Source organism: Ruegeria sp. CJ2 (genome assembly GCF_056536745.1).
This window is the reverse complement of sequence record NZ_JBQFQF010000001.1, coordinates 288,521-301,003: the sequence shown is the minus strand read 5'-3', so window position 1 is coordinate 301,003 and position 12,483 is coordinate 288,521. Positions and strand designations below refer to the sequence as shown.

The 12,483-nt window shown below is 59.0% G+C and carries 15 protein-coding genes; 12 read left to right on the top strand and 3 right to left on the bottom strand.

Going from position 1 to position 12,483, the window contains the following annotated elements; genetic code table 11:
* The first annotated feature begins 7 nt into the window (after positions 1 to 7).
* The 4 genes from ACR0MS_RS01495 to arsC are packed head-to-tail and all read left to right on the top strand — an operon-like array spanning position 8 to position 2,167.
* Positions 8 to 346 (top strand): DUF952 domain-containing protein, encoded by a 339-nt coding sequence (locus tag ACR0MS_RS01495; RefSeq protein WP_480568160.1) that lies wholly within the window; start codon positions 8 to 10, stop codon positions 344 to 346.
* On the top strand, positions 343 to 774 hold the full coding sequence (locus tag ACR0MS_RS01490) for a DUF1330 domain-containing protein (protein WP_480568156.1): 432 nt from the start codon (positions 343 to 345) through the stop codon (positions 772 to 774). Before ACR0MS_RS01495 ends, ACR0MS_RS01490 begins: the two co-directional genes overlap by 4 nt.
* The gene (locus ACR0MS_RS01485) at positions 771 to 1,829 is read left to right on the top strand and encodes a quinone-dependent dihydroorotate dehydrogenase (RefSeq protein WP_480568154.1); all 1,059 of its coding nucleotides are present in this window, start codon (positions 771 to 773) and stop codon (positions 1,827 to 1,829) included. Before ACR0MS_RS01490 ends, ACR0MS_RS01485 begins: the two co-directional genes overlap by 4 nt.
* Positions 1,826 to 2,167 (top strand): arsenate reductase (glutaredoxin), encoded by a 342-nt coding sequence (gene arsC / locus ACR0MS_RS01480; RefSeq protein WP_480568152.1) that lies wholly within the window; start codon positions 1,826 to 1,828, stop codon positions 2,165 to 2,167. The genes ACR0MS_RS01485 and arsC overlap by 4 nt, the downstream gene beginning before the upstream one ends.
* Here arsC and ACR0MS_RS01475 read toward each other — a convergent pair.
* Genes ACR0MS_RS01475 through ACR0MS_RS01465 form a run of 3 tightly spaced genes read right to left on the bottom strand, consistent with a single transcriptional unit; the run spans position 2,164 to position 4,423 of the window.
* Positions 2,164 to 3,480, bottom strand: a complete 1,317-nt coding sequence (locus tag ACR0MS_RS01475) for an MATE family efflux transporter (protein ID WP_480568150.1) — start codon at positions 3,478 to 3,480, stop codon at positions 2,164 to 2,166. The genes arsC and ACR0MS_RS01475 overlap by 4 nt on opposite strands.
* A 5-nt stretch (positions 3,481 to 3,485) precedes the next feature.
* Positions 3,486 to 4,004 (bottom strand): PaaI family thioesterase, encoded by a 519-nt coding sequence (locus ACR0MS_RS01470; RefSeq protein WP_480568148.1) that lies wholly within the window; start codon positions 4,002 to 4,004, stop codon positions 3,486 to 3,488.
* Positions 4,004 to 4,423 carry a PaaI family thioesterase gene (locus ACR0MS_RS01465; protein ID WP_480568146.1) on the bottom strand — a complete coding sequence of 140 codons (420 nt, stop codon included), beginning with the start codon at positions 4,421 to 4,423 and terminating at the stop codon, positions 4,004 to 4,006. The genes ACR0MS_RS01470 and ACR0MS_RS01465 overlap by 1 nt, the downstream gene beginning before the upstream one ends.
* Before the next feature lie 113 nt (positions 4,424 to 4,536).
* On the opposite strand from ACR0MS_RS01465, the gene ACR0MS_RS01460 reads away from it, so the two are divergent.
* From ACR0MS_RS01460 to ACR0MS_RS01425, 8 genes are all read left to right on the top strand, one after another.
* Positions 4,537 to 4,905, top strand: a complete 369-nt coding sequence (locus tag ACR0MS_RS01460; RefSeq protein WP_480568144.1) for a MerR family transcriptional regulator — start codon at positions 4,537 to 4,539, stop codon at positions 4,903 to 4,905.
* Between the two features lie 302 nt (positions 4,906 to 5,207).
* On the top strand, positions 5,208 to 5,609 hold the full coding sequence (locus ACR0MS_RS01455; protein ID WP_171125445.1) for a MerR family transcriptional regulator: 402 nt from the start codon (positions 5,208 to 5,210) through the stop codon (positions 5,607 to 5,609).
* Positions 5,610 to 5,660: 51 nt separating this feature from the next.
* Positions 5,661 to 7,442 carry an acyl-CoA dehydrogenase C-terminal domain-containing protein gene (locus ACR0MS_RS01450; RefSeq protein WP_480568142.1) on the top strand — a complete coding sequence of 594 codons (1,782 nt, stop codon included), beginning with the start codon at positions 5,661 to 5,663 and terminating at the stop codon, positions 7,440 to 7,442.
* Positions 7,443 to 7,496: 54 nt separating this feature from the next.
* Positions 7,497 to 7,709, top strand: a complete 213-nt coding sequence (locus ACR0MS_RS01445) for a hypothetical protein (RefSeq protein WP_480568140.1) — start codon at positions 7,497 to 7,499, stop codon at positions 7,707 to 7,709.
* A gap of 151 nt (positions 7,710 to 7,860) precedes the next feature.
* Positions 7,861 to 8,499: a glutathione S-transferase family protein gene (locus ACR0MS_RS01440; RefSeq protein WP_480568138.1), complete on the top strand. Its 639-nt coding sequence runs from the start codon at positions 7,861 to 7,863 to the stop codon at positions 8,497 to 8,499.
* 12 nt (positions 8,500 to 8,511) lie between these two features.
* A complete protein-coding gene (locus ACR0MS_RS01435) occupies positions 8,512 to 9,723 on the top strand; it encodes an acetyl-CoA C-acetyltransferase (protein ID WP_480568136.1) in 1,212 nt (403 codons plus the stop codon).
* Positions 9,723 to 10,208 (top strand): cupin domain-containing protein, encoded by a 486-nt coding sequence (locus tag ACR0MS_RS01430; RefSeq protein ID WP_480568134.1) that lies wholly within the window; start codon positions 9,723 to 9,725, stop codon positions 10,206 to 10,208. The genes ACR0MS_RS01435 and ACR0MS_RS01430 overlap by 1 nt, the downstream gene beginning before the upstream one ends.
* A complete protein-coding gene (locus tag ACR0MS_RS01425; protein WP_480568132.1) occupies positions 10,205 to 12,406 on the top strand; it encodes a 3-hydroxyacyl-CoA dehydrogenase NAD-binding domain-containing protein in 2,202 nt (733 codons plus the stop codon). The genes ACR0MS_RS01430 and ACR0MS_RS01425 overlap by 4 nt, the downstream gene beginning before the upstream one ends.
* The last annotated feature ends 77 nt before the right edge of the window (positions 12,407 to 12,483 follow it).

The following is a 12,483-nucleotide window of genomic DNA, read 5'->3' as shown; positions in this document are numbered from 1 at the left end:
CGACCCCATGCTGATTTACAAGATTTTCCGGGCCGATGAATGGGCCACGCTGCAGGCCAACGGTGAATCCAATGGCGCCCCGATTGACGTTTCGGATGGGTATGTTCATTTCTCGACCGCGACGCAGGCCGCTGAAACCGCGGCCAAACACTTTGCGGGTGTCACCGGGCTGACCCTGCTGGCCTGCGACGCGGACGCGATGGGCGATAACCTGAAATGGGAGGTGTCGCGGGGTGGCGCATTGTTCCCACACCTTTATCGCAAAATCCGCATGACGGATGTTGTCTGGTCACGTCCCTTGCCGTTTGACGGAACCGCGCACCAATTCCCCGAGGAGATGGAATGACAGCCTATATCGACCCCGAGCGCGCGCAATTCGAGGCGTTCAAAGCGCTAGACCGCGACCATCCGATCGAGATGCTGAATCTGGTAAAATTCCGGGCCAAGGCCCAATATCCCGTCGATCACGATCTGGCGGAGGCTGACTTGACCGGCGCGCAGGCCTATCGGAATTACGGAACCGAAACCGCGCCGATTATCGCCCGTTTGGGGGCATCCATACTGTGGCGCGGCGCGTTCCAGACAACCCTGATCGGCCCCGATGACGAAAGCTGGGATGCCATGTTTATTGCCCGTTACCCTACTGCGCATGCCTTCCTTGAGATGGTCACGGACCCAACCTATCAAATGGCGGTTGTGCATCGTCAGGCAGCGGTTGAAACCTCTCGCCTGATCCGTTGCGCTCCGGTTCAGGGCGGAGAGTCGTTCGGATGAAACTGACCGAGAAAATTGGCCTTGCCGCCTTGCACCGGATGGACCCAGAAGCAGCCCATGGGCTGTCGATCAAAGCCTTGAAAGCTGGGCTGGCCCCGGCACCGGGACCGATTACGTCGCCTCGGCTGCGTACGACGGTTGCAGGGCTTGATCTTCCGAACCCGGTCGGATTGGCCGCCGGGTTCGACAAGAACGGAGAGGTCCTGACCCCGCTGTCTCGTGCAGGGTTCGGGTTCATTGAGGTCGGCGCAGTCACGCCGCGCCCCCAACCCGGCAATCCGAAACCACGCCTGTTTCGCCTGACCGAAGACAGGGCCGCCATCAACCGATTTGGCTTTAACAACGAAGGCATGGAGGTCATGGCACGCCGTCTGGCGCAGCGTCCCAAGGACGCCGTGATCGGCCTGAACCTTGGTGCGAACAAGGACAGCGATGACCGACCGGGTGATTTTGCCAAGGTACTGGGCCATTGCGCCCCGCATCTGGATTTTGCCACGGTGAATGTGTCGTCTCCCAACACTGAAAAACTCAGGGACTTGCAGGGTAAAGCTGCGCTGAGTGCCCTGTTGAGCGGCGTGATCGAAACGCGCGACGCTCTGGCGCGTCCTTTGCCGATTTTCCTGAAGATTGCCCCGGACCTGACCGAGGACGAGCTTCAGGATATCGCGGACGTTGCGCGCGAGACGGGTGTCGACGCCGTAATCGCCACCAATACGACACTGTCGCGCGATGGTCTGAGCAGCCTTCACAAGTCCGAAGCAGGTGGTCTTTCCGGCGCGCCGCTGTTTGAAAAATCCACCCGCGTTCTCGCACAGTTGAGCCAGTTGACAGACGGGCAGGTTCCGTTGATCGGTGTCGGCGGCATCAGCTCGGCAGAGCAGGCTTATGCCAAGATTTGTGCCGGGGCATCGGCCGTTCAAGTCTATACAGCCATGGTATTCGGCGGCATTTCCCTTGCCTCTGACATCGCACAGGGGCTGGACAAGCTATTGGCGCGCGATGGGTTTGAAACTGTTGCGCAGGCCGTCGGCAGCAAACGAGAGGATTGGCTGTGATCGAATATTGGCACAACCCGCGCTGTTCCAAGTCCCGAGCCGGGCTTGCTCTGCTGGAGGAAAACGGCGCAAAGGTTGAAATCCGCAAGTATCTGGACGATGCACCTTCGGCAGAAGACATTCGCGCCGCGCTACAGCGTTTGAGCATTCCTGCCATCGAAATGATGCGGACCGGCGAAAAGCGTTTCAAGGAACTGGGCCTGTCCAAGACAACGCCCGAGGATGATTTGATTGCAGCGATGGCCGCCAATCCGATCCTGATCGAGCGCCCTTTGGCGATTTCAGGCGGCAAGGCGGCCATTGGGCGGCCTCCTGAAAATCTGCTGACCTTGCTCTAGGTTATCTGGGCTTCCAGTCTGCGGTAACGCCATCCCAAGGTGACGCCCCGGGCAATGTTCAGCACCATCAACGCTGCCCATAATCCGTGATTGCCCAGCAATGGGACAAGGACAAACAGCGCCACAACATAGATCGCCACGGACTGGATCATCGCCTGCCGCATGGCTCGGGTCCACGTCGCGCCAATGTAGATACCGTCAAACATCCAGCTTGCCACGCCGATCACGGGGGCCAATGCTGCCCAGACCAGATATTCTCGTGCGGCGACGCGTACATCGGGCGAGGTGGACATCACGTCGATCAGCATAGGCCCCGCCAAGAAAAACGCAGCCCCGAGCACACAGGCTCCGCCCACGCCCCATTGCGATGCCATGACAGAGGCCCGCCGCACCTGATACCGATCCCTGGCACCAACAGCACCGCCAACAAGCGCCTCGGCCGAGAAAGCGAACCCGTCCAAGGCAAACGCCGTGATTTCAAGGAATTGCAGCAAGACCTGATTGGCGGCGAGATTGACGTCGCCCAAATCCGACCCGACAAACAGAAAGGTCGTGAACGAACCTGTCAAAAGAACCGAGCGGATCATGATATCGCGGTTCACCAGCATCATGCGGCGCAGACGGGCAGGATCAAATATGCGCGGCCAGTCGCGCCACTGATTGCCACCAAACGCGCTGCGACACAGCCAGAGGCCCAGCGCCAGACCAGTCCATTCCGCGATCAATGTGGCAATCGCGACACCTTCGACACCCCAGTCAAGGCCCAGCACAAACCAAAGATCCAACACGATATTCAAGCCGTTCATCCAGACCTGAAGGAGGAACACCCCTCTGGTCCGCTCGATCGCGATCAACCAGCCGGTCACCGCATAGAGCGCAATGGTCGCCGGTGCCCCCCAAATGCGAATTTCCATATAGTCGCGCGTCAACGCCTCGACTTCGGGACTGGCTGGCGACAGGGCAAACGCGCCCCATAACACCCAGAATTGTGTCAGGATAAAAAACAGCCCCGCCGCACCGCCCAGAAGCAGCCCCCGCGTCAAAAGCGCACCGGTCTCGGCTGTGTCCCTTGCCCCGCGCGCCTGTGCTGCCAAACCAGTGGTTCCCATACGCAGGAACCCAAAGATCCAATATATCGTGGACAGGATAACGGCGCCCATTCCGACAGCCCCAATCGGCGCGGCCTGACCCATTTGTCCGACAACACCGGTATCCACGGCCCCCAAAATGGGAACCGTGGCATTCGACAACACGATGGGCACTGCGATCTTCAGCACCCGCTTATGCGTTATGGGTGCCGAAGCATCCTGCACGGAAGTTACTCTTTAGATGTCGGTGGCTGAGGCATCAGAAAGTGCCCTGTGGCCTGTGCATAGGGGCGCGCGTGATTGTCCTGCCACGCCTCAACCCGAACAGAGGCATATCGCCGCCCCGAACGGCTGACGAAGGCGCGGGCATATGCATCGCGTGGCAAGCCCGACCGCAAGTAATCAACGGTGAAATCCACGGTTTTGGGGAAACGCACGGAGTCATCCTTGAAGATGTCACTCGCATCCAGTTCACCGCTTTCGATGCGGGGAAAGAAAAACTCCCAACTCAAGGTGATCACAGCCGTAACTTCCAGAAATGCCGCCGTAACCCCGCCGTGCAAGGCCGGAAGAAAAGGGTTTCCAATCAGCTTGTCTTCGAAGTTCAGCACGCCAGTCAGCTCGTCCCCGCGCCGGTCAAATCCGATATTGAGGAACCGTATATAGGGCACACCATCAACAATGGCATTCAGCGCCGCGTCGCGTCGTTGCTTCACGACTTGCATGGGCTCAGGCCGTGTCCGCGCCATTACAACCCCTCCACGGTGAATGACCCGGAGGCTGTCGCCACGGGCAGGTCCTGATTGTCGTCCATGGCAGTCGCCCTGACAAAGGCGACGTTGCGGGTGATATGATAGCAGGTCGCATGGGTCTTGATACTTTGCCCCGGCGTCGCGGCGCGCATGTAGTCGATCCGCAGGTCGATTGTGGCTGTGCCCCCCGGGGCTGCCGGGTGGCTCATGACGGCGGCCCCGCAACAGGTATCAAGCGCAGCCGAAACCGCACCACCATGGATCACCCCAGTCCGGGGATCGCCGACCAGTTGCTTGCTGTAGGGCATGGTGATTTCGGCCTCGCCATTGCCAATTCTGGTCAGATGCATGCCCAGGGCCTTGGCATGCGGAATCGCCTCGATGAACTGGCGCGCAATTGATGCTTTGTCGACCATGTACTTGTGTCCTCTTGGTTTCTCCCTTTATGAGCGAGGGGCAGGCAAAAGAGCAAGCCTGCCTGTTGCGCTTGCTTGCAGCAGGCAATAGGTTGACCCAGAGGAGATCAGGAATGTCCGACGACCGTTTGTCGTTCAAAGAGATGTGCGCCGAGTTCGATGTGACTCCGCGCACCCTGCGCTACTATGAATATATCGAGTTGCTGCAGCCCGAACGGGAAGGCAGATCGCGATTCTACGGCCCTCGGGAATGTGCCCGCATGACGCTGATCATGCGGGGGCGGAAATACGGATTTCCTCTGGAAGACATTCGCCAATGGTTGCTGATCTACGAAGATCAGGGAAATCAGGCCCAGATGAAAACCTTCGTTGAAGTGGCCGATCAGCAGTTGATCGAGCTGAACAAGCAGCGACAGCAGTTGGACGAGGCGATCGACGCGTTGAAGAGCATGCGCGACCAAACCGCCAAATCGCTGGAATAACCAAAGGGCGGCACGTTCTGCGCCGCTTCCCTACTTACATTGTCACCCTAAGTGACCGGCAACGATCAGCATTGTCGGATCCCGGCGCTCTGCGACCACAAGTCAGAAAAACTGCATTCACAAGGGATTGTGACGTCACGTTCGTTTTATCTCGGCCCTCAGGGGCTTGACGTGAATGGATGTTACGTCAACCATTTTGTGACGTAGCGTTTGCATTACGTAAACGGCAACTCCGTGTTGTAAGACGCGCATCGACTGCGCAACTGACTATTGAAAACGCCAGTGACAAGAGTGCTGAACCCATGACCGAAGATCTGATGACCATTCGTGAAATGTGCGAGACCTATGACGTCACCCCACGCACATTGCGCTTCTATGAGGCAAAAGAACTTTTGTTTCCGATCCGTGAGGGGCAGAAACGCCTGTTCACCAAACGCGATCGGGCACGCCTGAAGCTTATCCTTCGCGGGAAACGCTTTGGCTTCAGCCTGGAAGAAATTCGGCAACTGCTGGACCTCTACCATGTCGGCGATCAGCAGATGACCCAGATGACCCGCACGCTTGAAATCGCGCGCGAACGTCTGGTGGATCTGGAATCCCGCCGGGACGAACTGGACCAGGCGATCAGCGAAATGAAAGAGCAGTTGCGCTGGGGCGAGAAAGTCATCGCCTCGATGAAAAACGAGAAAAACGCCGCCGAGTAACTCTGGCGGTCCCCTATCACCCGGACATCTGAATATTAAAGGGAGCTTCAAATGCCCGTCTACAACGCGCCCACCAAAGACATGCAGTTCATCTTGCACGAAGTGCTGAACGTATCGGGATCAGACATCCCCGGATACAACGAACTGGAAGCCGAATTCACCGGCGCCGTGCTGAAAGAAGCCGGTAAGATCGCAGCGAACGTCCTGCATCCGCTGAACGTCGTTGGCGACACCGAAGGCTGCCGCCTTGAGAACGGTATCGTTTACACGCCGACCGGCTTCAAAGACGGTTTCGAGCAGATGAAAGAAGGCGGCTGGACCGGCCTGGACATGCCCGAAGAATTCGGCGGCCAGAACATGCCCTATGTCATCGGCAGTGCCGTTGGCGAATTCTTCCAATCCTCGAACCAAGCCTTCACCATGTATCAGGGCCTGACCCACGGTGCGGCATCGGCGATCCTGGCGCATGGTACGGACGAGCAGAAGGCCAAGTACCTGCCCAACATGGTTAGCTGTGAATGGACCGGCACCATGAACCTGACCGAACCGCATTGCGGCACCGATCTGGGCCTGATGCGCACCAAGGCCGAGCCGCAGGACGACGGCAGCTATAAAGTGTCGGGTCAGAAGATCTTTATCTCGGCTGGTGATCACGACATGGCCGACAACATCATCCATCTGGTTCTGGCCAAAATTCCCGGCGGCCCCGAGGGTATCAAGGGCGTTTCGCTGTTCATCGTGCCCAAGTTCATGGTCAACGAAGACGGCTCGCTGGGCGAGCGCAACGGCGTCTCGGTCGGCAAGATCGAAGAGAAAATGGGTATCCACGGCAACTCGACCTGTGTGATGAACTATGACGAGGCGACAGGCTTCCTGCTGGGCGACCTGCACAAAGGTATGCGCGCCATGTTCACCATGATGAACGAAGCGCGTCTGGGCGTGGGGATGCAAGGTCTGGCACAGGCCGAGGCCGCGTATCAAAACGCCGTCGAATACGCCAAGGACCGCCTGCAAGGGCGCGACGTGACCGGCGCGAAAAACCCCGACGGCCCGGCCGATCCGCTGATCGTTCACCCCGATATCCGCCGCAGCCTGATGGATCAGAAAAGCTTTACCGAAGGCGCACGCGCGTTCATCCTGTGGGGGGCCACACTGATCGACCAGGCGCACCGCCAGGAAGACAAGGACGCGGACGGCCTGATCTCGCTGCTGACACCGGTCATCAAAGGCTTCCTGACCGACGAAGGCTATGACATGACCGTCAAGGCCCAGCAGGTTTACGGCGGCCACGGTTACATCGAGGAATGGGGCATGTCGCAATACACCCGCGACGCCCGGATCGCCATGATCTACGAAGGCGCCAACGGCGTTCAGGCGCTGGATCTTGTGGGTCGTAAGCTGGCCACCGATGGCGGCAAGCACGTGATGGCCTTCTTCGAAATCGTCAAGAATTTCTGCAAGGAAAACGGCGGCCAGAACGAAGCCTTCGACAAGGCGTTCATCGAACCGCTCAAGGCGGCGTCCAAGGATCTGCAGGCAGCAGGCATGTATTTCATGCAGAACGGTGCCAAGAACCCCAACCACGCGCTGGCCGGGTCGAACGACTTCATGCACATGTTCGGTCATGTCTGCCTGGGTCTGATGTGGGCGCAAATGGCAAAAGCGGCCTATGCAGCCCTTGACGGTGGGACCTCGGATACCGAGTTCTACGAGACGAAGATTGCCACCGGCCAGTTCTACATGGCGCGTCGCCTGCCCGCTACGGGTCTGCACCTGTCGCGGATCCAGACCGGCGCGGACACTGTCATGGCGCTTGAGGCGGCAAGCTTCTGATCCTTATCTGGTTCCGGGGGAAACCTCGGAACCAGTTCCTCGGGAGGGAAAGACATGCCAAAACGATTTCGTTTAACCCGCCGGTTTCCGGTCGCGATGACCGAAGACGGATACCGCATGCTGAAGGGGTTCGCCCGCGAAGCTGGTCTGGACGAAGGCGAAGCGCTGTCATTCCTTTTTGAAAACTTCAACAGCGTCATAGATCAGGACAACCTGACCCACCGGCTGCGTGTTTTCAACTCCGAGCTCGAGGCGCGCAAGCGTTGAACCAAAAGCAAACGGAACCCGATATGCCGCGTATTTTCAACAAGAAGAAACTTCCGCAATAGACCGCAACGTCATTCATGAATGACGGGTTCTTCTTGCTAAAGATACGCATGAATCACAGTCGACCAAACGTCACGGGAGGGGCGCGACCATGACCATTAAACTTTATTGCTTCGGTGTAAGCGGAAATTCATACAAGGCTGCACTGGCCCTTGAAATGGCAGGTTTGGACTGGGAGCCGGTCGAGGTCGATTTCTTCAAGGGCGAGACACGGATGCCCGAATACCGCAAAAACGTCAACGCGATGGGTGAAGCTCCGGTCTTGATAGATGGTGATTTTCGCACCAGCCAATCCGGTGCGATCCAAGCCTATATTACCGAAAAAACCGGCAAGTTCGGCGGTACCACCCAAGAGGAAAAATACGAAGTTCTTCGCTGGGTGCTGTGGGACAACCACAAGCTCAGCTCGATGGCTGGCATGACCCGTTTTCTGATGAATTTCCTACCCGCAGAGCATCGCAATGCGGATGTGATCGCATTTAATCAGGGCCGCCTGAAAGCGGCCTATCAAGTTCTTGACGCACATCTGGACGGCCGCGACTGGATCGTGGGCAACGGCGTGACCAACGCCGATTTTAGTTGCTGCGGATATCTTTATTACCCCGAACCCTTCGGCTTTGACCGTGCCGAATGGCCCAATATCGACAAATGGCTGACCCGGTTGTCCGAACAACCGGGCTGGCAAAACCCCTATGACCTGATGCCCGGCAAAGCGCCGGTTCGAGCTTAAGGAGAGCAACCCATGACCGAAGCTTATATCTATGACGCCCTGCGCACCCCGCGCGGCAAGGGCCGCAAGGATGGCAGCCTGCACGAGGTGTCCTCGGTGCGCCTGTCCGCCGTGGCCCTGAACGCGTTGAAAGAACGCAACAATCTGGAAGGTCACGCCGTCGAGGACGTGATCTGGGGCAATGCAACGCAAGTCATGGAGCAAGGCGGCTGTCTGGCCCGGACGTCCGTTCTGGCCTCGGATCTGGACGAGCGTATCCCCGGCCTGTCGATCAACCGCTTCTGTGCCTCGGGCATGGAGGCCGTAAACCTGGCCGCCAACCAGGTCAAGGGCGGTGCTGGCGATGGTTACATCGCAGGCGGCGTCGAGATGATGGGCCGCGTGGCCATGGGCAGCGACGGCGCGGCGATTGCCGTTGATCCGTCGGTTGCGATGGACACCTATTTTGTGCCGCAGGGGATTTCCTCGGACATCATCGCGACCGAATACGGCTTTACCCGAGATCAGGCCGACCAACTGGCGATGGAATCGCAGCGTCGCGCAGCGCAGGCATGGGAAGAAAACCGGTTCGAGAAATCGGTGATCTCGGTCAAGGACCGCAACGGCCTGACCATTCTGGACCGCGACGAATACATGCGCCCGGGCACCGACATGCAGAGCCTGGGCAGCCTGAACCCCGCCTTCCAGATGATGGGCGAGCAGATGCCCGGTTTCGACAAGGTGGCATTGCTGAAATACCCGCATCTGGAAAAGATTAACCACATCCACCACGCGGGCAACAGCTCGGGCATCGTGGATGGGGCTGCGGCTGTTCTGATCGGCAACAAGGAATTCGGTGAAAAGCACGGTATCAAGCCGCGCGCGCGCATCAAAGGCACCGCCAAGATCGGCCTAGACCCGACCATCATGCTCACCGGCCCCGTGCCCGTGACCGAGAAAATTCTGGCCGATACCGGCATGGCGATTTCCGACTTTGACCTGTTCGAAGTGAACGAAGCTTTTGCCTCGGTCGTGCTGCGCTTCCAACAGGCGTTTGATGTGGACCCTGAGCTGGTCAACGTCAATGGCGGCTCGATCGCGATGGGCCACCCGCTGGGTGCCACCGGTGCGATCATCATCGGCACCTTGCTGGACGAGCTGGAGCGTCAGGACAAAGAGACAGGTCTGGCGACCCTGTGTGTAGCATCCGGCATGGGTGCGGCCACGATCATCGAGCGCGTCTGATGCCCAAGCTGGATCTCACGCAAATCCCGTTTCAGGGAGGATCGGCCTATCCCGGAAAGCTGGCCGAGGCGACCGCAGGTCGTTTCGTTCAGCGCCTCGGCGATGCGGGCGGTCTGACCCAATACGGGGTCAACATCGTGCGGTTGGACCCGGCGGGGCAATCCTCGTTGCGTCACTACCACATGGAGCAGGACGAGTTCGCCATTGTGCTGACCGGCACCTGCACCTTGATCGACGATGATGGTGAGCATGAGATGCAGCCCGGCGACTGTGCGGCCTGGCCCGCAGGTGAGCCCAACGGCCACCAGCTTGTGAATAAAACCGATGCGCCCGCGACCTTTCTGGTGGTGGGCACACGGACCCCGACCGAGACCGGCTATTACAGCGATATCGACATGATGGTGAAGGATGACGAGAACGGATTTTCCTTCACCCGTAAAGACGGCAGCCCTCTAACGGCTGACCAGATTGGAGACGACGGATGACCGAGTTTACGCTCAGCAAAGACGCAGATGGCGTCGCAACCATCACCTGGGATGTTCCGGGTAAATCAATGAATGTGATGACCTTTGACGGGTTGTCGCAGCTAAATGACTGCATTGATCAGGCTCTGGCCGATGATGAGGTCAAAGGCATCATCATCACCTCGGGCAAGGATGGTTCTTTTGCCGGTGGCATGGACCTGAACCTGCTGGCGGTGATGAAGGAACAGGCCGGTGACGACCCGGCCAAGGGCCTGTTTGAAGGCACCATGAACATGCATAAGCTGCTGCGCAAGATCGAGCTGGCAGGCATGGACCCCAAGACCAAGAAGGGCGGCAAGCCGATTGCCACCGTTCTGCCCGGCACCGCCGCCGGTATCGGCATGGAACTGCCCCTGTCAACGCATCGTATCTTTGCCGGTGAGAACCCCAAGGCCAAATACGGCCTGCCCGAGATCATGATCGGTATCTTCCCCGGCGCAGGCGGCACCACGCGGATGGTCCGCAAAGTGGGCGCGATTGCTGCGGCTCCGCTGTTGCTGGAAGGCAAGATGCTGGACGCCAAGAAAGCCAAGGGCGCAGGCTATATCGACGAGATCGCAGCCGACCCGATGGCCGCCGCGAAAGAATGGGTTCTGAACGCCAAAGACGCCGACCTGGTCAAGCCGTGGGATGCCAAGGGCTATAAGATGCCCGGTGGCGCGCCGTTCAGCCCGGCCGGGTTCCCGAACTTCGTTGGTGCCGCCGCGATGGTGCATGGCAAGACCCAAGGCGCGTTCCCTGCGGCCAAAGCGCTGCTGAGCGCGGTCTATGAAGGCGCGCTGGTCGATTTCGACACCGCCCTGAAAATCGAGGCCCGCTGGTTCACCACCGTACTGATGAACCCCTCGTCCGGTGCGATGATCCGCTCGCTGTTCCTCAACAAAGAGGCGCTGGACAAAGGGGCCGTGCGTCCTGCCGGCATCCCCGATCAGTCGGTCAAGAAGATCGGCGTTCTGGGCGCGGGCATGATGGGGGCTGGTATCGCTCTGGTCTCGGCCCAGGCCGGGATGGAGGTTGTGCTGATCGACCGCGATCAGGCCGCCGCCGACAAGGGCAAAGCCTATACCGAAGCCTATCTGGACAAGGGTATGAAGCGCGGCAAGGTCACGGCGGAAAAGAAAGAGGCCATGCTGGGCCGCATCACCGCGACCCCCGAGCTTGAGCAACTGCAAGGCTGTGACCTGATCATCGAGGCCGTCTTCGAAGACACCGCTGTCAAGGCCGAGATGACCAAGAAGGTCGAGGCGATCATCCCCGAGGATTGCATCTTTGCCTCGAACACCTCGACCCTGCCGATCACCGATCTGGCCAAGGCCAGCGTGCGGCCCGAGCAGTTCATCGGCATCCACTTCTTCTCGCCGGTCGAGAAGATGTTCCTGGTCGAAATCATCAAGGGCAAGGAAACCGGGGATCGCGCAGTTGCCAAGGCGCTGGACTATGTGCGCCAGATCCGCAAGACGCCGATCGTGGTCAATGACGCGCGGTTCTTCTACTGCAACCGCTGCATCATTCCTTACGTCAACGAAGGCGCGCGGATGATCACCGAAGGCGTCAGTGCCGTTATGATCGACAACGCGGCCCGTCAGCTGGGCTTCCCGGTGGGTCCGATCAACCTGACGGATGAGACCTCGATTGATCTGGGCGCCAAGATTGCCCGCGCGACCAAGGCGGCAATGGGCGATGCCTATCCCGAAAGCTCGGCAGATGATCTGATCTTCTGGATGGAAGAACAGGGCCGTCTGGGTCGCAAGGCCAACGCGGGCTTCTTCGACTATGACGAAAAGGGCAAGCGTCTGGGCTATTGGAAAGGTCTTCAGGAGAAATATCCGCTGGCCGATGAGCAGCCCGACCTGATCGAGGTTCAGGAACGTCTGATGTTCGCGCAGGTTCTGGAAGCCGTCCGCGCGCTGGAAGAAGGCGTGGTGGAAGACATCCGCGAGGCCGACGTGGGCGCGATCCTGGCCTGGGGCTTTGCGCCGTGGTCCGGTGGCCCGCTCAGCTGGGTTGACATCATCGGCACGCCTTACGCCGCTGAGCGTTGCGACCAGCTGGCCGCCAAATATGGCGAGCGGTTCGCTTGCCCACCGCTGCTGCGTGAGATGGCTGACAAAGGCCAGACCTTCTATGGCCGCTTCGATCCCGAAGCCAAAGCTGCCTAAGTGAAAAAGCTGGCGCATGTCCCTATGCGCCAGCTTTCCAATTTCTGCGAAGTCTGCACCTAACGCGTTGCTGAGCT